The organism is Gluconobacter wancherniae NBRC 103581 (genome assembly GCF_007988885.1).
Lineage (GTDB): Bacteria > Pseudomonadota > Alphaproteobacteria > Acetobacterales > Acetobacteraceae > Gluconobacter > Gluconobacter wancherniae.
Genome location: NZ_BJUZ01000003.1, coordinates 113,725 through 132,409 on the forward strand (window position 1 = coordinate 113,725; position 18,685 = coordinate 132,409).

The window sequence follows — 18,685 nt, forward strand, 5'->3', positions numbered from 1 at the left end:
CAGCATCATGCGGCACGTCATTACAATGGCGGGAACTGGCGCCGTGGGGCTGATGGCTGTTTTTGCCGTCGATCTCCTGAATTTTGGCTATATTTCCCATCTTCATGACCCAGCGTTGACGGCGGCAATCGCGTTTGCCACCTCACTCAGCTACGTTCAGATTTCAGTCTCTATCGGTATGACGATCGGCCTTGGAGCATGCACGGGCCGTCTCATCGGGGCATGCAGACATGATGAAGCGCGCAGCCTTGCCTCGGCATTTCTGCTCATCATGGCGGCCGTCGCGCTGATGCTCGGTATCCTAACGGCTGTTTTTGCAACCCCGCTCCTGACTTTACTTGGCGCACGCGGGCCTGCACTCCACCACGCCGCAACATTCCTGCATATTGTTTCGCCCGCGCTCCCACTCGTATGCATGGGCATGGCACTCTCTTCGCTGCTGCGCGCCGTGGGTGATGCAAAACGTGCGATGCGGGTGACACTCACCGGAGCGATTGTTGCTGCCATTCTGGACCCGATCATGATCTTCGGGCTTCATCTGGGTCTTGAGGGAGCTGCGATCAGCACAATCCTTTCCCGGTGCATGATCATGGCCAGCGGTTTCATGAACCTGCGCGGACACGACATGATCGAATGGCCGCGCAAGGAAGCGTTTCTACCTGCAGCACGACGCATAGGCGGCATCGCCCTGCCAGCCATTGCAACCAACCTGGCAACGCCCGTCGGCGCCCTGTTCATGACGCATGCGATGTCCCGCTTTGGTCTGGATGCCGTCTCCGGGCAGGCAACCATTGATCGTATTGCACCCGTTGCCTTTGCGCTGGTCTTTGCACTGACGGGATCTGTCGGCCCGATCATGGCTCAAAATCTTGGAGCAGGGCTTATCCCCAGGGTCAAAGAGACCCTTCTCGCAGCTCTTCAGCTAACCGCGCTGTGTGTTGTCACGACATGGTTGATCCTTGCCGTTGGCCACAATGTCATTCTGGATCTGTTCAATCTGCATGGATCAGGTGTGGAGATCGTCAGGTTATTCTGCTGTTGGCTGGTGGCAAGCTACATGTTTGTCGGGCTGCTATTCGTGGCCAACACAGCATTCAACAATCTTGGCCACCCGTTCTACTCCACGGGTTTCAACTGGGGGCGTGCCACACTGGGAACCATTCCGTTCGTTTGGATCGGTTCGAACTATGGTCCTATCGGTGTGCTGGTGGGGCAGTCCCTGGGCGTCGTCGTGTTCGGGACAGCAGCGGTCCTCACTGCTTTCTCTGTCATTAGACGCCTCAAGGTCTGAAAGCTCAGGAGAGGTCCAGAACCTTCCTGTAAAATGCCAGTTCCCGTGTCAGAGAGTCTTCAATCGAGCTGCTCGTCCGGAAACCATGACCTTCTTCCGGATAAACATGCAGTTCTGAGTGTTCCAGTTTTGTGCACATAGCCTGTGCCTGAGCCAGTGGAACGACGTTATCTGCTCCGCCATGCAGGAACAGCACAGGAACACTGATGCTCTGTGCCTGAGTTACAGGGGAACGTTCCAGATACACGGCTTCGTCCTGTGGGTAAGGGCCAATCAGCCGGTCCAGATAGCGTGCCTCGAATTTATGGGTTTCAGCAGCAAGGGCGCGCAGATCTGTCACGCCGTAGAGAGAAGTTCCTGCTGCAAAAAGGTCTGACTGAGCAAGAGCTGCCAGAACGGTCAGACCACCCGCACTGCTTCCACGAATGACGCAACGTGAGGGATCGACAAGGTCGCGTTCAACAACCGCGCGGACGCCAGCAAGACAATCCTCCACATCCGCAACACCCCACTCCCCATCAAGGGCTTCACGATAAGCCCGACCAAATCCCGTAGAACCACGATAATTCACGTCCAGCACAGCAAAACCGCGTGACGTCCACCATTGTACCTTAAATGCAAAGCCGGGATTGGCACGCCCGGTAGGGCCACCATGCGCCATGACCACAAGCGGTGGCTTTTCGTCTGGACGCAGGGAACTGGAGCTTCTGGATGGTGGATAAAAAAGGGCATGGGCTTCCACGCCATTGGTCGTAGGAAACGTCAGTGGTTGGGGCGCGGCGATGTCCTCGCCCGTTATTCCGGGCGGTAGGATCACACTCTCCCTGAATCGTTCAAAACCTGTCTCGGGCAATCCAACAGCAATGGCCGGCGGAGCTTCAGAAGGAGCGTCGATCCAGGCCAGACGACCATCTGCAAGACGCTCTGGCACGTTAACGGGCGCTCCGAGTAAGAGCTCTTCCCAGATATGGCCATCAAAGCGCAGAACATGATTGAGGCCATGACGTATTCCGAGTGCCAAGAGGCATCCGTCCGGCAGAGGTGTCATTGTCCTCTGGCTGAAAACCCAGTGCGGAAGGCCAATTTCGGCCCTGGCATCAGGGAGCATGGTAGCCGTCCATTCTCCACCGATCCACTGAAAACGGATGGGAGCCCAGCACCCAGAAATATCAGACGTTGCGTACAATGTAGCAGAATCTGCCCATCGCGGCTCGATGATGCTGCAAGGCGTTTGCCCACCAAGCTGATGAGGGACACCAAGCTCCATCGTTGCCCTCTGCAGAACAGCGACGTCCAACCGAGTGGCGGTCCAGGGCATTTCTGGATCATCCCAGCTGAACCAGGTCAGAAAATGACCATCGGGAGACGGGCGAGGCGCAGCATAGAAATCTGCACCGTGCACTAGGACAGTTTTCTGTCCGGCAGAATTCACATGAATGATTGCAGCTTCGGCCTTTCCTATGGAATGACTCTCCTGCACGCAAAAAACCGAGGCCCCGACAGGATCAAATGTAATATCCGCGTAGCGGTTTTCGGGCATGTTTCCCGCCGGGCACCAGCAATCAAGCTGACCATCCTCCACATACCAGAGCCCTCCCTTCCGACGATCACTGAAGGCGATGGACGGTGTTTCTCCATTCAATCGCACATCCCAGGCCCCTCCACCGTATTCATGGACACGGGAGCCAACGTCTGTTTCAACAGGGGTCAGGTCATGGATGATCCCATCTGGAGACCTACCAACGACGACACCGCGACCTTTCTCCTCGGGACGATTTTCCAACCAGAAAATCCAGTTCCCGGCGGTTCGAAGTTCGGACAGGGATGTTGTCTTGCCCGCAACGAGAGAGGGGGCAACCCATGAGGGCCAGTTTCCGGCTGAAAGAGTATGGGCGCGATCGTTCATTTCTCATCCCGTGGCTGATGGCCTAATATCGTTCGATGATGGCAGTTTCTGCCACTTTTCGCATAGGGCCAAGACACTGTTCCATCTATCTCATTTCCTCGACCACCTGCTGATGCAATACGGCTATGGCGTGGTCGGTGTAACAGTCATGCTGGAGAGCATGGGACTGCCTCTGCCTGCGGAAAGTCTTATCATCGCAGCGTCGCTTTATGCCGGCAGCACCCATCACCTTGAAATTCGCTGGATTGCAACCGCCGCGGTGATCGGTGCGATCATGGGCGATAATTTCGGGTATCTCATCGGTCACACGGTTGGCTACGGCGTTCTCAAGAAATATGGACGCAAGATCGGACTGACAGAAGAACGTCTGATCCTTGGGCGATACCTTTTCAAACGCCATGGTGGGGTCGTCGTATTCGCCGGGCGCTTTATTGCCGTACTTCGTGTTTTCGTCGCTTTGCTGGCAGGAGCAAACCGGATGCCCTGGCATTCGTTCCTGTTCTTCAACGCGATGGGTGGGATCGTCTGGGCCGGGGGCTATGCTTTCGTCACCTATGAACTCGGCCGACAGATTGAGAAAATTTCTGGTCCACTCGGCATCACCGTGGGCGCTCTCGGATTACTTTGCCTCGGAGGGGCATTCTTCTTCCTGAAGAAAAACGAAAAACGCCTGACGGAAGAAGCCATGGAACATGCAAGGCTGGAAGAGCAGGAACGGCAGTCCAGACCACACGCCAAAGGGAAACCATCATGATACATGCCTCTGAAACTCCCTGGTCTCTGGATGCTTTGGAACGCCTTGATAGTCGTACGGCGCTTATCACGGGCTCGACGGGCGGCCTGGGCTTCGAGACAGCCTGTGGTCTGGCTTCCCTAGGCGCTTCAATCATCCTGAGCGGCCGGAGCCGGGACAAAGGCAGAGCAGCGCTTTTGCGCCTGAGCGAACGTGTTCCGAGTGCAAAAGCTCAATTTGAACTGCTGGATCTTGCATCCTTGGCCTCAATCGCAGATTTTGCGCAATCCCTGCGAGACAAGGGGCAGCCCCTTCACATGCTTGCGAATAATGCCGGCATCATGGGCCCTGCAAAGCGCATGATAACCAAAGATGGCTTCGAGCTTCAGTTCGGGACAAACCATCTCGGTCATTTCGCCCTGACTGGTCGCCTTCTTCCACTTCTGGCAGCAGGAAACGCCACAATCATGACTGTGGCTTCCCTGGCAGCCCTCAAAGGCGACTTGCCGTTCGGAGACCTGAACGCCCGCCATTCCTATAGTCCTATGCCGCGATATCGGCAGAGCAAGCTTTCCAACCTTCTCTTCGCAAATGAACTCAATCGCCGGGCGAAGCATGCGCCCTGGCCGATCCATTCCCGCGCAGCCCATCCCGGCTGGGCTGCGAGCGATATCGTCTCCAATAATGCCTTCCTGGATCAGGGAGGCACTGCAGCAGGTCGCACCATCCGTAAAGCACTTCGCAGTGTGGCTGGTCCGGTTTTCCACGCTATGGGGCAGAGTGTCGAGGAAGGCGCCAGGCCCTTGTTATACGCCCTTGCTTCGCCGAACGCCTCGGACGGGGGGTATTATGGGCCGACAAATTCAAGAGAGCGCAAAGGACCTCCCGGAAAAGCGGCTTTCCCAGAAAAATCTCAGGATGAGAAACTGGCAGAACGGCTCTGGGCTGTTTCTGAGCAAATGACTGGCGTTAAATATGGCCTCTATTAAACAGAAACTAAAAATGAGTTTCTCAAATAAAAATTTGTCCGCAACGAAGAGAGCTAACGCTTTGTATGTGAACTTATTTACAGGCTAATTTCATAGCTCATGCTAACAAAACACCACCGGCCCCGGGCATCGTTAACTTATTGGTAAGGAACATTCCTCCTTAATACCAACGAAGATGCCTTGGGCATCATGTCGCATTCATAGAAGTGAACAATGCAGATCCTCGGCATCATTCTCAACTCTTTATGACGCCCGATACTCCCACACTTCTGAGTTGCATTACGGTCATCTGCCTGTTGTTCGGCTCATATTTCATTTTTTCCGAACCCAGTCACAATACGAGAGAAAGAAGATTCTGGTATGCCAGTCCTTTTCTGGCAGGTGGCATTTCGGGCATTTTTTTTACTGTTCCGTCTATTCTCCCAGGATTATGGGGATTACGGATTGGCGCCATTTTCATGCTTCTGGCCTACGGTGCCGGATGGCAAGCCATTCGCATAACCATTGGCCATAGACCAAAAGCCGCAAGAATTTTAATACCATGTGCCGTGTCCCTTAGTCTTTCTGCATTGGCAGGTATTATTGGTTCCGTTCACATATTGAGTTCATTCTGCCGCGCACTGGTCATCACGGGATTCAACGCATGTGCGCTTTATGAGCTTCAGAAAAAAACCACAGAAAAAACGCATGCTGAAAATATCCTGTGGAACCTTCTTATCGTCTATACTGTCTTAAATGCTCTGATCGTTCCTTTTGTTCCTTGGTTACCAGCACCCTTTGGCGCAAAGGGTACGACCATATGGTCAGTCACAGCATATAATTTCATGACGATTATTGAAGTAACTGTTGTAGCACTTGCACTGATTGCCATTCCCCGAGAACGTCTTGCCGCTCTCCATCATAAATTGACCCTTCAGGACCCTTTGACCGGCGCTGGAAACAGGCGCGCTCTGAAGGAGTGGGTTACAATAAACTATATAAACAAGAAGCCTATAGTTTTACTTGTTCTTGATATTGATCATTTCAAATCAATCAACGATGCCTGCGGTCATGCCACCGGTGACAAGGTCATTATTGCTGTTAAAAGTGTTTGCGAACAAATACTGCCGAAGCCATCATCCTTTTTCAGAATTGGTGGAGAAGAATTCATAGCGGTATTTCCATATACAACCGTTCATGATGCTTTAACGACAGGGCATAAAATCCGACAGGAATTTACGAAAAGATCTACAAATTTCGTAGGTCAAAACATTGAAGTGACATTGAGCATAGGCGGTGCAATACGCCTTTCTTCAGGCACCCCATGGCTGACATTATTGGATAGCGCAGACGCTGCGCTCTATACCGCCAAACGTGAAGGGCGAAACAGGATTATAATCGCCCCTGATAGCGAGGCACCGCTCACTGCGGAAGCCTGCTGATTTAAAAGGTGTCATCTCCAACATTCAAGACGAAATACCGGAGATTACACCCAGAATTATTTTTGACTGATCTATACTGATACCGCAATTTTCAGGGACGCACGACTATCATGATCACAATGATCATCATGAGAACTGTCGGCACTTCATTGGCGATGCGGTAGTACCGCTCGGGATGGGTGTTACGATCTTCCGCAAAAGACTTGCGCCAGGAGGCACAGGCACCGTGGAAACCCATGAGACCCAGTACACAGACGATCTTTGTCCACCACCAGCCGGCGCTCCAGTCCACCACGCCTGGAAGAGCAGACATAATACCCCCTGCCAAAACAGTTACGATCATCGCTGGTGTCATGATCTGACGAAGCAGTTTGCGCTCCATGACCTTGAAGCGCTCACTTTCTGTAGATCCGGGAGTGGTCTGACAATGATAGACATACAACCGGGGCAGATAGAATGTCCCTGCCATCCAGGCGATAAACGCCATGATGTGCAGGGATAGGAACCAGCTCCGATAGGATATCAGCATATCCATCATGATTGCTTCTGGGCCGTCAGGGCATTTCTGAGCATAGGAACCAGTTCAGACAGGTGACTGATCCGCACAAAGCCAGGAGCGGGCCAGAAGGCCGGTAAAGGGGCATCTGCGTCACGAAGAAGCACACAGGCCATACCTGCTTTGAGAGCAGCCTCTGCACCCGTATCACTATCTTCGATCACCACGCATTCCTCTGCCTTCACGCCCTCAGTACGCGCGGCATGCAGATAGACCTCGGGGGAAGGCTTTGGATGGCCCATGTCATTGGCAGAATGGATGCGCTCTGCGGGAAATGCATCCGTCATGTCTGTCCGCTCGAATTTCGCTTCCATTTCCTTGATAGAGGAATTGGAACCAACACGTATGGGCAAACCAGCAGCAAGAACACCAGCAAGCATATGCGCTGCGCCATCAACCGGCTCCGCCTGTTCTTCCATCAGACGGATCAGGTTGTCTCGCAGCCTCGCGGCAGTATCTTGAGGAAGCTCGTGGCCCACGTCTTCCTCAAGCTCTTTCACGATCTGTGGGAGCGCTTTTCCTGCAAAGCGCTCGAAGGCCTCGTGTTCCGTTATGGACAGGCCAAGAGACTGTGCAAACTGAGCGGTAGCCCGACAGGATGGGCCTTCGCTGTCCACAAGGACACCGTCACAGTCAAAAATAACCAGCTTCAGATGGCCGGAATCATCAAGGGCTGAACTCATGGTGCACGTACCGCTTCGATCAGGGTTGCGACATTCTCCGGCGGCGTATGCTGCATGACGCCATGTCCAAGATTGAAGACATGTGGGCGGCCACGCAATGCGTTGCGGATGGCATCAACTTCCTGGATCATGGACTGACCACCAGAGAACAGAACCATAGGATCAAGGTTCCCTTGAAGGGTCAGATTCGGCACGAGTTTTGCAACTTCTGCCGGATCAGCAACCGTATCCATCGCCAGAGTACCTACTCCAGTCTGCTCGGCATATTCCTTGACCATGACACCTGCGAGACGGGGAAAACCGATGATCGGAGTGTTCGGGTAGCGACTGCGGATATGGGAAACGATCTGACGCGTCGGCTCGATCACATATCGGCGGAAGGCGCTTGGTGGGAGTATTCCTGCCCAGGAATCGAACAGCATCACAGCCTCAGCACCTGCTTCAATCTGACCACACAGCATTTCGGCAGTTTGGCAGGTAAGGAGATCGATCAGACGGTCGAAAAGAGCGGGATCAGTCTGCATCATACGGCGGGTTTCTGCGAAATCTCGCGATCCACCACCTTCAACCATGTAGCACGAAACGGTAAAAGGACTGCCAGCAAACCCCAGCAGAGTTGTGGCCCCAGGAAGCTGTTTAGTGAGGCGGGACAACGTTTCTCGCACAGGAGCCGTCGCATCCTGTACGCGTTTTGGATCGAGCTTATCGAGGTCTGCGGCTGACCGAATGGCTCCTAGCACAGGGCCACGGCCATCAATGAATTCGAGGCTCTGCCCCATCGCCCACGGAAGAATCAGGATGTCGGAGAACAAGATTGCGCCATCCATGCCATAACGGCGGATTGGCTGGATCGTGAGTTCTGTCGCGATGTCCGGTGTCATGCATCTGGTGAGGAAATCTGCCCGCTCCCGCATGGCCCGGAACTCAGGAAGATAGCGGCCTGCCTGTCGCATCAACCAGACCGGAGGTGGCCACACTGCCTCACCCCGCAGGGCCCGGAGGAGCGGTTTGGACGAAGGGGAGAGGGTGTGTTTTTCCGAAATCATGCAGCCCACTAACCATGAAAGAAAAAAGAAAGAAATCCTGACGGAGTAGTTGATACCTGTGGATACCGGGGTACCCGGCTTTCGAGAAATGTACCCCGACTTGCCCACACTGTGTACAACTTCAGGAATGAGAGCCTGCAAGGGCTACAGGATTCTATCCCGAATTTCCCACAGGAGCCCTGTGTACAACCCCCATTTTCAGGCTTTGGACGTACAATCCACGGTACTCGGTACTGACATCATCAAAACCATGTACCATCCCCATGTACCCCAGTACTGACGCAAACTCTTCACCGGTTCATTTGCAGTACTGCCAACAATTCAACCAGTCGAGAGTACGGAGTCGTACATCATGAATTCCCTGAGTACTTCCCTCACGCTTGCCAGCGCTTCCAGCGCCAGGCGCATGCTCCTTGAGGATGCTGGCCTTCATATAAGAATCAGGCCCGTTGATCTTGATGAGGAAACGCTTCGAAAAGCTTGTACGGATGCGGGTCTTTCTTTAGGAAAAACCGCAGTCTCTCTAGCAGAATCAAAGGCCAGGCAAGCTGCCTCACTGGCAGAAAAAGACGAGTTGATCTTGGCAGCAGATCAGATTCTGGACTTCAAGGGAGCTGTTTTCAGTAAGCCAGCCGCCATTTCTGAGGCGCGGGAGCAACTTTTGGCCCTTCGTGGAGGGGTGCATATTCTGCGTACTGCCATCGTGCTTTGGCGTGGTGAAAAGAAGCTATGGGAGCATCTCGCTAGCCCGTCCCTGACGATGCGCTCGTTCTCAGAAGCATTTCTCGACGCCTATCTGGAGGAGGAGGGTGAAAGGATACTCTCCTGCGTTGGGGCATACCGACTGGAGGGACCCGGTGTACATCTGTTTTCCAGCATAGAGGGTTCTCAGGACGCCATCCTTGGTCTGCCGCGTTTGCCATTACTGAATGAACTGCGCAGAATGGGTGTGTTGATGAGCTGAAAAAACCTCTTTTTTGGCTTGTCATAAGTGGCGGGTGTCGATATACCGCCCTCATCCGACCTTATCCCAAAGAGGTCGATGAAAAACGGCGGGGCCATAGCTCAGTTGGGAGAGCGCCTGAATGGCATTCAGGAGGTCGTCGGTTCGATCCCGATTGGCTCCACCAGTTTTAAAAAATCTTCTAGACTACAGTTTTTGCGGCTGTGAGAGTCTACTTCTTTTTCTGAGCGACGAAAAAGTAGAGAGTGTTGAAAGCCTCAACACCTTATAGATCGAAAAAACGAACAGCAGCCTTTTGTGAAAAGATCAGGGACGCTACTGTCGCGGTATGAAGATCATTCATTCTGCTGACTGGCAGTTGGGCAAGTCCTTTGGTCGTTTTGAAAGTGCTCTTCGTAGCGTTCTGACAGAGGCGCGCTTCGACGCCATTGATGCTCTGGGTCACGCTGCCGCTCAGCATGATGCGCGGCATATCGTGGTGGCAGGGGATGTTTTCGACACGGAAGGCCCTGAAGATCGAACAATCGTCCAAGCTATCTCGCGTATGGCGCGGCATGATTGCTACTGGTGGCTTCTTCCAGGAAATCATGATTTTTCCCGAAATGGCGGTCTGTGGAACCGCTTTCGGCAAAGGGCCACAGGTAATGACAGGATTACCGTATTATCCGAGCCCAAGCCTTGTGAAATTGAAGCTGGCATATGGATTTTGCCTGCTCCGCTGATATTCCGGCATTCTCTTGAAGACCCGACCGAGGTTTTTGACACGATGCAGACGCCGGGCGCAAAGATCCGCCTGGGGGTCGCACATGGCTCTATCAGGGATTTCGGTGCTCAGGGTGATACGAAAAATCAGATCACGCCTGATCGGGCGAAAAGATCAAACCTCGATTATCTCGCGCTGGGCGACTGGCATGGAATGCTCAGGGTAGATGCCAGGACCTGGTATTCAGGCACACCAGAAACAGACCGTTTTCAACGTGATGCGCCAGGACAGGCTCTGGTTGTTGAACTCAGATCAGGTGATGAGCCTGTTGTGACGCCTATCAGAACCGGGCGCTTCCAGTGGTTGAAGCGTGAGTGCACCATTCATGATCAAGCCTCGTTTGAGGCTGATCTCAGGCAATTGCTTGAGGATATAAATTCGTCCGATACGCTTTTGGATCTGACACTGGATGGTATTGTTAGTCTTGGTGAGCGCGTCTCTATTTTGCGGATGTTGGAAAATGATCTCAGACATCGCCTGCGCTATCTGGAAGTAAATGCTGACAATTTGATCGCGCAGCCAAGTGCAGATGACCTCGATGAGCTGGCGCATGAAGGCATTCTGGGCGCGGCAGCTGCACAGCTCAAAGCCTTGAGCGAGGCTCAAGGTCCGGAAGCCATCACAGCGCGTCGTGCGCTTGAGAGACTGTTTATCGAATATAACCGTGAGGAGCGGACATGAGTTTTGCCATCCGCAAGGTCAGGCTCGAGCAGTTTCGTAAATTCCGGGCACCTTTGACGCTGGATGGTCTGGGCTCAGGCCTCAATATTATTATTGAACCCAACGAAACTGGTAAATCGACTCTTCTGGAAGCGTTGCGGGCAGCATTTTTCGTCCGCCACAATACACGCAACCAACTGGCCCAGTCATTTGCGCCTTATGGTGAGGCTGTTGGCCCGGAAATCACGGTCGCATTCGAAGTTGATGGTGATGAGTGGAGCGTTCAGAAGCGCTTTCTCAGAGGTCCGTCGATCGCTGTTACAGGTCCTGCTGGGCGTAGTCAGGGAGATGAGGCTGAGGTCCGGCTGAATGATCTGTTTGGTGCAGTAAGAGATACCAGCCGGAACGGAGACATCGCGAATTACGGCCCTCTTGGGCTGCTATGGGTTGCACAGACAGAAGCGCTTGCCGTTTCCGCTCCTGGCCATATCGTCCGTGCGACGGTGACATCTGCGCTTGAGACAGAAGTGGGCTCTATTCTGGGTGGAGAAGCCTACCAGAAAGTCAGGGACAGAGTGGACATTCAGTATCAGAAATACTGGAGCCCAAGTGGTCAGAAGCGGGAATTGCAGAAAGCTGCACAGGAGCAGAGCGACAGGGCCGCAGAACATTTACGCGAAGTGAGTGAGCGACTTGTTGTTCTGGAAAGAACATTTTCAGAGCGCGATAATCTCCAGCTTCGCCTGAAAGTTCTCCAGCGTGAACTGCAGGATGAGACCGATCAGGTGGAACGGGAAAATCTCCTCCAATCTCTCGAAATTGCACGCGCTGCAGGACAAATTCTAAAGACCCGGCAAGCTGAACAGGATACTGCAAAGGCGAAATTGCAAAGCCTGGAAGATCTGAAGGTACGTCATCAGAAAGCTGTTCAGGCGCGTGATAAAGCGACGCTTTCCGTCGACGATATTAAAGCTCGGCGCTCCAGAACAACGGAAGCTTTGATTGCCGCCAGAGAAAAATCGATTGAGGCCCGAAACGCTCTGGATCTTGCCAGGAAAACTTGGCAGGAGGCACGGCACAGGCTTGAAACTGCTCAAACAGCCTTGCTTCAAAATCAAAGACAGGCAGCGATAAAGCTTGCCCGACAACGTTTTGAAGACATGCTGGTTTTGGAAGAGAAATCTCAGAACGCTACGGCACTTGTAGCATTGAAAATTCCATCTGCTCAGATGGCTGTGCTCGAAGCCTGTGAGCAGGAAAAAATGAAAGCGCAGGCTGTCGTAAATGCAGGCGCAACGCGATTGGTTTTTCGAGGAAACGCTGGCGATATTTTACTGGATGGTATGCCAGTTCTTACCGATGATCTGGCACTGACACGGGAAACAATACTTCGGTTCGGGAGTGCTGAAGTATTGATCAGCCCGTCCAAAGCGACATTGAGTGCTGATGAGCAATTTTTGATGGCAACCCGTAAACAGAAGGCATTGCTGGACGAACTTGGGGTAGCAGATATTGATGCTGCACGGGCACGAAATGAGAATGCCCATGAAGCGGCTGCGACATTGCGGGTTCTGACGGCACAGATGGAGGCTTTAGCGCCTGCAGATGAGCGCATAGACCTTGCAAGTGGAAAAGACGCGCTCCGGTTATTCATATCGACGCTGGGAAAAAATGAGTCGCTGCCAGTAGTAGAAATTCCTGATATCGCGCTACTGCAACGCGAATGCGAAGAGACCGAAATCGCTGTTTCCAGAGCCGAAGGAGCGCAGAACAGCGCGATCGAAGTGCAACGCGATCTCGAATTACGGGATACTCCTCTGGCTGTTAGCGAAGCCCAGTCTGTCAGCGAACTCGGTAGCGCCACTGCCGAAATTAATAACATTGAGGAGCGCTCCGAATGGAAGGGGCTTGAAGTTAGCCTTGAGCAGGCAAAGCAACAGGCTGTGCACGCCAGTGTTCTGCTGTCAGATGCGGAGAAAAACGCTTCTGTGTATGATGCCCTTACCATTAATAAAAAAATTGAAACTCTGGATTCACGCAGGAAAACTGCCCTTGATTCCCGAAACCAGCTCGAAAAAGAAATAGCTCGCCTAGAAGGCATTATTCAAAGCGAAGGTGGTCTTGGTCTGGCGGATCAGAAAATTGCTGCGGACGAAGAGCTGGCGCGAGCACGGGCGACACAAACGCGCGTGCAGCAGGATGCAGATACATATAAACTGCTTCGCGAAACTCTGGAAAATGCGCGCCGAGAAACGGCTTCAAAATTTGTCAGTCCCGTCACCCGGCGGGCCAAGCGATATATCGATCGGCTACTTCCTGATTGTGATCTGACATTTTCAGATGATCTGGGGCTGACAGGCATTAAAAGAAACGAAACCGAAGAAATATGTGGAAACCTGTCGCGCGGAACGCAGGAACAACTTGCGGTTCTGACCCGAATTGCGTTTGCGGAGCTTCTACTCGAGCAGGGAAAGCCCGTTTCTTTGATCCTGGATGATCCTTTTGTTTATTCAGATGATGCTCGTTTGGATACGATGATCGAGATCCTGACAGAGGTTTCTGAAAAAATGCAGGTGATTGTCCTGACTTGCCGAGATCGGGCGTTTCGTCATCTGACAGATGCCCGGCTCGTTATGTCCGATGAGTTTAATAATGGCCTGATGGAGCAGAGTATCTAGAAATTATTGCATCACCATCAGGCCATTTAAATTCCAGTCGGTAATTATCCTTTGAAATCCGGTAATTCATTGACTGCCACTACCCGCCACATCCCATTGATGCGTTCGATAATCGAAATCGAAAGATTTTGGATCGTGAAACGCAAGGCCGTATCCGGGTGGACGCCAAGCGCGTGCGCCAGTGCCGCGCGGATCGCACCACCGTGACTTACGACGACCATGTCATGACCTTCATTGGCAGTCGCCAGTTCTTCGAGCGCATGAGACACCCGGGCACATACGTCCAGCATGCTCTCTCCACCTGGCGGAAGCTCACTCGCGCAAAGTGACCAGAAAGGGTGAGGAGGCAATTTCAGGCATGCCGAAAACTGCTCATGTGGCGTTCCGTGCCAGTCCCCAATTGATTGCTCAACAAAGCGGCCATCTGTTGAAATGTTATCCTGAAAATTCCCCGCCCGGCGAATTTCGGAAGCAGTATCCTTTGCTCTTTGGAGAGGTGAACTGAACCAGCGTGCGTCCTGCGGCAGGCGTCGCGCCAGCGCGGCGTAGCCTCCCTGTTGTTCTGCCATGGCGTCCCGGCAAAGAGGCACATCCAGTGCGCCATACATCGTCTTGCGCGCAGAGGCTTCCACCACGGCATGGCGGATTAACCAGAACCGCGTTATGCCTCGGGGAAGTTCGGGCGTGTCCAGGAAGTGCCCATGCGGGACCGCTTTGTTTTCACTGTTCATGATAGGGTGCGTACCGGGGGGCGGGATTAACGTCCAGCAGGACATTCCAGTGTTTTCGGATGAGTTCCAGTTTTAGAAGAACCCGTTGTGCGTCTGTGCATTCCCGCTTGAGCCGACGCGCTTCATCAAGGCCTTCATGCGATGGTTCTCCTGAAACCAGGCGCGCTCCGGCGCATAATCTCAAAGCTCCCGCATACCCATCCACGTCCGGGTGTGAAACGGGAACAGGCTGGCCCAGTACGCACATCAACGACGCTTCGCCTTCCTGTATCCATGGTGAGAGATCTGCATTCAGCCATTTGTGTAAGTGGCGGGCATCTTCCAGATTCAGCGGAGCACCTGGTCGATTTGGGTCCTGAACGAGGAAGGACAATATGGTTGGCACTGCATCCCAGAAACCATCATCCGGGCGAGCGGGCACTGGTAGCGGCGTTAGTGCGGGGGCATCATCAAGCATTTTCCGTGCTTCGGTCATGAAGCAGTTCAATCGCCTGCGAATGATTGCGTCTGGTAGCACAAACAACGCATCCATCTCAGCAATTGCTGCATGCCACCGAAGTGCCAGCCCAATATTATGGCCTGGTTTGAAAGCCTGATCATCTGCGTGCTCTGGCCATTCATCACGGTGGCTGTAATTTCGCAGACCCTTTGGTAGTTTGTAATTCCCAATTGTCGCACACATGCTGTCGGGCAGAAGAATGGCTCCGCAAAATGGAGGGCCGGTGAAGAATTTTGAACCCGTCACCATGACCATGATGCCGCTCTCAACCCATTCCGTCACTCTGTGTGGACTGAGGCGAGCCTGGCACGCATCCACGACAACGGTAATGTCTGAACCCAAAAGCAGACGCAGTTCATCTACGAGCGCCATACTCGGTGCGGCGATACCGGTCTTGGACTGGTCCAGACGATGAAGCAGGACATGTCGGCCCGCTGCAAATTCCTGCATTGCCAGAGATCGGCACTCTGCATCGATGTCTTCAACGGGACGAGCAGTGCCATCCGGATGACGGATGGCAACACCCAGAAGATGCACATCTTCGTCGAAACCTTCGATCAGATCGCCTTTCCCGACAGTGCTGGCACAGGCGCTGTCTGTTGCGAAATGCCGTCCTCTGGCGGCAAGCGGAACGCCACTCCCCGTTTCATCGGGGGCAATCAGAATGTTGCTGATAGGTTTGGTGTTTTGCCCGGCAACGATTGCCAGAACTGCAAGCTCACAATCTGTTCCTGATGCGGAAAGAAGAACAGCGTTTTCGGATAAACCAAAATGCCGTCCGATCGCTTCACGAGCCGTCCTGACAAGTGCTTCCTGCGCTGTATCCGGGTCGTGGTCTGACAGTAATGTTGCCATCATCCTGCGTCGTGCGGATTCTGCGCCCCCAAATCCACGCTCCGAGAGTGATGACGCTGTCGATGACCCAAAAGTGACTGCCCATGGACGCGGCCGGTGGGAGCAGGAATATCGATTAAGTCCTGTCACAGGATCAACGGACAGGCGAGAATCCCCACCACTGCTCATCAATGTTTCTGCGGGGGCAATAACAGGCCACAGACCAGCCAGAACCGGTTGTAAACGTTCGGCATTCTGCGCTGTGAATGTAACTTCTACGGGGAGCAGGCCGGAAAGCTGAGGCCATGTCTGCAGAAGCGTTGCTGCGTCTGGCGCTGTCGTGGAAAACGAAGTCAGGAAGTCTGGAAGGGGAGGGGCGTCCGTTGTATCCAGGGCATGGAATAACGCCGCAACACGGGCAGCCGCAAAACTGGCTATTGCAGGGTGTACGCCACTTTCCAGCAGACGCATCAGTTCAATAGCATGACGAAGTATGGTGGGCGCCAGCTCCGGGCGCTCCATACACTGTCTACCCAGTTTAAGAGTGAACTTCATGCCGGGAAGAGGGCGAGTTGCTCCTTCTACCAGGCGGAAGGGGAGCGGAAGGGACATATCGAGCGCTGGCATAAGCCCGTCAGCGACAACCCTCAGATCAGGTCTTTCAAGCACCCTCGTCAGGGCATCGGTCAAAACATCGGCCAGCACACTCTAGTTCCCTGTCCTTTTCGTGACGAAGACTGGGTAGCCTATCCATGGAAATGGTGCGAGAGGCTTGGACAATCTTCATATGATGAAACCTGTGTTAAAAATTTAGAATGGATTGCCCATATTTTCTAACGCTGTAAGAATGAAGTGGACAAATCTTCGGGGGTAACCCCGTCCATTATAGGGGTTCAGATGCGTATCTTGCTGACAGGTGGCTGTGGCTTCATAGGCTCGGCTGTTGTGCGTCATCTTATCAGGAATACAAGTCATAGTGTCATTAACGTGGACTGCATGACTTATGCAGCCTCAGAAGAGACCGTGTCTGAAGTTTCTGCGGACCCGCGTTACACGCATGTCCGGGCAAATATTGTCAATGGATCGGAGATGCAGAAGCTTTTTGATGAGCATCGCCCCGAAGCCGTCATGCATCTGGCAGCAGAAAGCCACGTTGACCGCTCGATTGATGGCCCTGGAATTTTTGTCCAGACCAACGTTGTTGGAACTTACTCCCTGCTTGAAGCCGCTCGGAAATACTGGAGCGCGCTCCCGGCCGAAGAACAGGCGGCTTTCCGCTTCCATCATATTTCTACAGATGAGGTATTCGGGCACCTTGAGCCTCAGGATCCTCCCTTCACGGAAACAACGCCATACGATCCGCGCAGCCCGTATTCAGCCTCCAAGGCGGCATCGGATCATCTGGTCCGCGCCTGGTATCATACCTATGGGCTTCCGACTTTCGTAACGAACACCACAAACAATTATGGCGTATGGCACTTCCCGGAGAAGCTCATACCGCTGGTCACGATCAACGCAATCGAAGGCCGCGAACTTCCCGTATACGGGAAAGGTGAAAACGTCCGTGACTGGCTTTTTGTCGAGGATCACGCTGAGGCACTCGTCCGTGCTGTTGAGATTGGCAAGCCCGGCGAAACATACGCGATTGGTGCACGCCAGCCGCGCACCAATCTTGATGTGGTCAAGACGATCTGTAAGGTTCTGGATGAGCTTCAGCCTGATCCTGCTGGCCCGCGTGAGCGTCTGATCCGCTTTGTGACAGATCGCCCTGGCCATGATTTCCGCTATGAGATCGATCCGACGCACGCGGAAACCGAACTCGACTGGAAAGCCAAGAACGACTTCGAAACCGGCATTCGCAAGACCGTTCAGTGGTATCTTGATAACCGCGCATGGTGGGAAGGTATCCGCTCCAAGCGTTATACTGGCCAGAGACTGGGAACACGTTCATGAGCACTGTCGAAACAAAGGCCATGAAGGGCATCATTCTTGCCGGTGGGTCGGGCACGCGCCTGTATCCCATGACGCTTGCGGCGTCCAAGCAACTGCTGCCTGTCTACGACAAGCCTATGATCTACTACCCGCTCGCCACGCTTATGCTGGCGGGCATCCGGGAAATCATGATCATTACCACCCCCCACGACATGGAGCAGTTCCAGCGTCTGCTTGGGGATGGTTCGCAGTTCGGGATAAAGTTCGAATATCGCGTCCAGCCTTCGCCTGACGGTTTGGCACAGGCCTTCCTGATCGCTGAAGACTGGCTTGAAAACTCTCCCTGCGCGCTGGCGCTTGGCGATAACCTCATTTTCGCAGATCATCTGGGTGTTCTGCTTCGTGCGGCTTCAAACCGTCCTCAGGGCGCTACGGTGTTTGCATATCAGGTCCGCGACCCCGAGCGTTATGGCGTCGTCACGTTTGATGAGAGTGGACGTGCTCTTGAAGTGGTTGAAAAGCCAACGGAGCCGAATTCAAACTGGGCGGTCACCGGTCTGTATTTCTATGACAGCCGCGTGGTCGAACTGGCCAAGAAGGTCAAACCCAGCCCGCGTGGTGAGTTGGAAATCACTGACCTGAACCGCATGTATCTTGAAGAAGGCACTCTGCATGTCGATCGTCTGGGTCGCGGTTGCGCTTGGCTGGACGCGGGGATGCCAGACAGCCTGATGCAGGCTGGTACGTTCGTGCAGACGATCCAGTCCCGTCAGGGTATGCTTGTCGGCTCTCCGGCAGAAGTTGCTTTTCGTATGGGCTTCATCACGGCGGATCAGCTCCGTGAGCATGCCAAGATGATGGGCAAGACCGAGCTTGGCCGGATGCTTAAAGAACTTGCAGACCACGCACACACGGTTTGAAGCCGGGCGCACTGGTGCCCACACGCCTGGCAATTGCCAGGGAAGCTTTCCAGATCAGGGGCAACCCCTGGCCTGGAAA

General features: G+C 53.6%; 15 protein-coding genes and 1 tRNA gene. 10 read left to right on the forward strand and 6 right to left on the reverse strand.

Annotated features, from left to right (window positions below):
- The first annotated feature begins 7 nt into the window (after positions 1-7).
- Entirely contained in the window at positions 8-1,291 is a 1,284-nt protein-coding gene (locus GWA01_RS11275) for an MATE family efflux transporter (protein WP_146798061.1), read from the forward strand.
- Between the two features lie 4 nt (positions 1,292-1,295).
- Here GWA01_RS11275 and GWA01_RS11280 read toward each other — a convergent pair whose 3' ends face one another.
- Entirely contained in the window at positions 1,296-3,197 is a 1,902-nt protein-coding gene (locus tag GWA01_RS11280; RefSeq protein ID WP_146798063.1) for an alpha/beta hydrolase family protein, read from the reverse strand.
- Positions 3,198-3,309: 112 nt separating this feature from the next.
- Here GWA01_RS11280 and GWA01_RS11285 point away from each other — a divergent pair, with 112 nt between their 5' ends.
- From GWA01_RS11285 to GWA01_RS11295, 3 genes are all read left to right on the forward strand, one after another.
- Positions 3,310-3,951, forward strand: a complete 642-nt coding sequence (locus tag GWA01_RS11285) for a DedA family protein (protein ID WP_228118614.1) — start codon at positions 3,310-3,312, stop codon at positions 3,949-3,951.
- A complete protein-coding gene (locus tag GWA01_RS11290; RefSeq protein WP_146798065.1) occupies positions 3,948-4,919 on the forward strand; it encodes an SDR family oxidoreductase in 972 nt (323 codons plus the stop codon). Before GWA01_RS11285 ends, GWA01_RS11290 begins: the two co-directional genes overlap by 4 nt.
- Positions 4,920-5,164: 245 nt before the next feature.
- Entirely contained in the window at positions 5,165-6,340 is a 1,176-nt protein-coding gene (locus tag GWA01_RS11295; RefSeq protein WP_146798067.1) for a GGDEF domain-containing protein, read from the forward strand.
- A 91-nt stretch (positions 6,341-6,431) separates the two neighbouring features.
- Here the strand turns inward: GWA01_RS11295 and hemJ are convergent, their stop codons facing one another.
- Genes hemJ through hemE form a run of 3 tightly spaced genes read right to left on the reverse strand, consistent with a single transcriptional unit; the run spans position 6,432 to position 8,625 of the window.
- Positions 6,432-6,878 (reverse strand): protoporphyrinogen oxidase HemJ, encoded by a 447-nt coding sequence (gene hemJ / locus GWA01_RS11300; RefSeq protein WP_146798069.1) that lies wholly within the window; start codon positions 6,876-6,878, stop codon positions 6,432-6,434.
- The gene (locus GWA01_RS11305) at positions 6,875-7,579 is read right to left on the reverse strand and encodes an HAD family hydrolase (RefSeq protein ID WP_146798071.1); all 705 of its coding nucleotides are present in this window, start codon (positions 7,577-7,579) and stop codon (positions 6,875-6,877) included. The genes hemJ and GWA01_RS11305 overlap by 4 nt, the downstream gene beginning before the upstream one ends.
- Complete coding sequence (gene hemE / locus GWA01_RS11310) at positions 7,576-8,625, reverse strand: uroporphyrinogen decarboxylase (RefSeq protein ID WP_146798073.1); 1,050 nt, start codon at positions 8,623-8,625, stop codon at positions 7,576-7,578. Before hemE ends, GWA01_RS11305 begins: the two co-directional genes overlap by 4 nt.
- A 352-nt stretch (positions 8,626-8,977) precedes the next feature.
- On the opposite strand from hemE, the gene GWA01_RS11315 reads away from it, so the two are divergent.
- From GWA01_RS11315 to GWA01_RS11330, 4 genes are all read left to right on the forward strand, one after another.
- Entirely contained in the window at positions 8,978-9,589 is a 612-nt protein-coding gene (locus tag GWA01_RS11315) for a Maf family protein (RefSeq protein ID WP_146798075.1), read from the forward strand.
- A 90-nt stretch (positions 9,590-9,679) separates the two neighbouring features.
- Positions 9,680-9,755 (forward strand) — tRNA-Ala (locus GWA01_RS11320).
- 162 nt (positions 9,756-9,917) lie between these two features.
- Positions 9,918-11,033, forward strand: coding sequence for a metallophosphoesterase family protein (locus GWA01_RS11325; protein WP_146798077.1), 1,116 nt, complete (start codon positions 9,918-9,920; stop codon positions 11,031-11,033).
- Entirely contained in the window at positions 11,030-13,690 is a 2,661-nt protein-coding gene (locus GWA01_RS11330) for an AAA family ATPase (protein WP_146798079.1), read from the forward strand. Before GWA01_RS11325 ends, GWA01_RS11330 begins: the two co-directional genes overlap by 4 nt.
- A 44-nt stretch (positions 13,691-13,734) precedes the next feature.
- Here GWA01_RS11330 and GWA01_RS11335 read toward each other — a convergent pair whose 3' ends face one another.
- Positions 13,735-14,421 (reverse strand): histidine phosphatase family protein, encoded by a 687-nt coding sequence (locus GWA01_RS11335; protein ID WP_146798081.1) that lies wholly within the window; start codon positions 14,419-14,421, stop codon positions 13,735-13,737.
- Entirely contained in the window at positions 14,411-16,459 is a 2,049-nt protein-coding gene (locus GWA01_RS11340) for a hypothetical protein (protein ID WP_146798083.1), read from the reverse strand. Before GWA01_RS11340 ends, GWA01_RS11335 begins: the two co-directional genes overlap by 11 nt.
- A 192-nt stretch (positions 16,460-16,651) precedes the next feature.
- Between GWA01_RS11340 and rfbB the strand changes: the two genes are divergently transcribed.
- A complete protein-coding gene (gene rfbB / locus GWA01_RS11345; protein WP_146798085.1) occupies positions 16,652-17,707 on the forward strand; it encodes a dTDP-glucose 4,6-dehydratase in 1,056 nt (351 codons plus the stop codon).
- Positions 17,708-17,727: 20 nt separating this feature from the next.
- The gene (gene rfbA / locus GWA01_RS11350; RefSeq protein ID WP_186819565.1) at positions 17,728-18,606 is read left to right on the forward strand and encodes a glucose-1-phosphate thymidylyltransferase RfbA; all 879 of its coding nucleotides are present in this window, start codon (positions 17,728-17,730) and stop codon (positions 18,604-18,606) included.
- The last annotated feature ends 79 nt before the right edge of the window (positions 18,607-18,685 follow it).

Coding starts and splice junctions, on each gene's coding strand:
- GWA01_RS11275 (WP_146798061.1), top strand. CDS start 8: ATGCGGCACGTCATTACAATGGCGGGAACTGGCGCCGTGGGGCTGATG.
- GWA01_RS11280 (WP_146798063.1), bottom strand. CDS start 3,197: ATGAACGATCGCGCCCATACTCTTTCAGCCGGAAACTGGCCCTCATGG.
- GWA01_RS11285 (WP_228118614.1), top strand. CDS start 3,310: ATGCAATACGGCTATGGCGTGGTCGGTGTAACAGTCATGCTGGAGAGC.
- GWA01_RS11290 (WP_146798065.1), top strand. CDS start 3,948: ATGATACATGCCTCTGAAACTCCCTGGTCTCTGGATGCTTTGGAACGC.
- GWA01_RS11295 (WP_146798067.1), top strand. CDS start 5,165: ATGACGCCCGATACTCCCACACTTCTGAGTTGCATTACGGTCATCTGC.
- hemJ (WP_146798069.1), bottom strand. CDS start 6,878: ATGATGGATATGCTGATATCCTATCGGAGCTGGTTCCTATCCCTGCAC.
- GWA01_RS11305 (WP_146798071.1), bottom strand. CDS start 7,579: ATGAGTTCAGCCCTTGATGATTCCGGCCATCTGAAGCTGGTTATTTTT.
- hemE (WP_146798073.1), bottom strand. CDS start 8,625: ATGATTTCGGAAAAACACACCCTCTCCCCTTCGTCCAAACCGCTCCTC.
- GWA01_RS11315 (WP_146798075.1), top strand. CDS start 8,978: ATGAATTCCCTGAGTACTTCCCTCACGCTTGCCAGCGCTTCCAGCGCC.
- GWA01_RS11325 (WP_146798077.1), top strand. CDS start 9,918: ATGAAGATCATTCATTCTGCTGACTGGCAGTTGGGCAAGTCCTTTGGT.
- GWA01_RS11330 (WP_146798079.1), top strand. CDS start 11,030: ATGAGTTTTGCCATCCGCAAGGTCAGGCTCGAGCAGTTTCGTAAATTC.
- GWA01_RS11335 (WP_146798081.1), bottom strand. CDS start 14,421: ATGAACAGTGAAAACAAAGCGGTCCCGCATGGGCACTTCCTGGACACG.
- rfbB (WP_146798085.1), top strand. CDS start 16,652: ATGCGTATCTTGCTGACAGGTGGCTGTGGCTTCATAGGCTCGGCTGTT.
- rfbA (WP_186819565.1), top strand. CDS start 17,728: ATGAAGGGCATCATTCTTGCCGGTGGGTCGGGCACGCGCCTGTATCCC.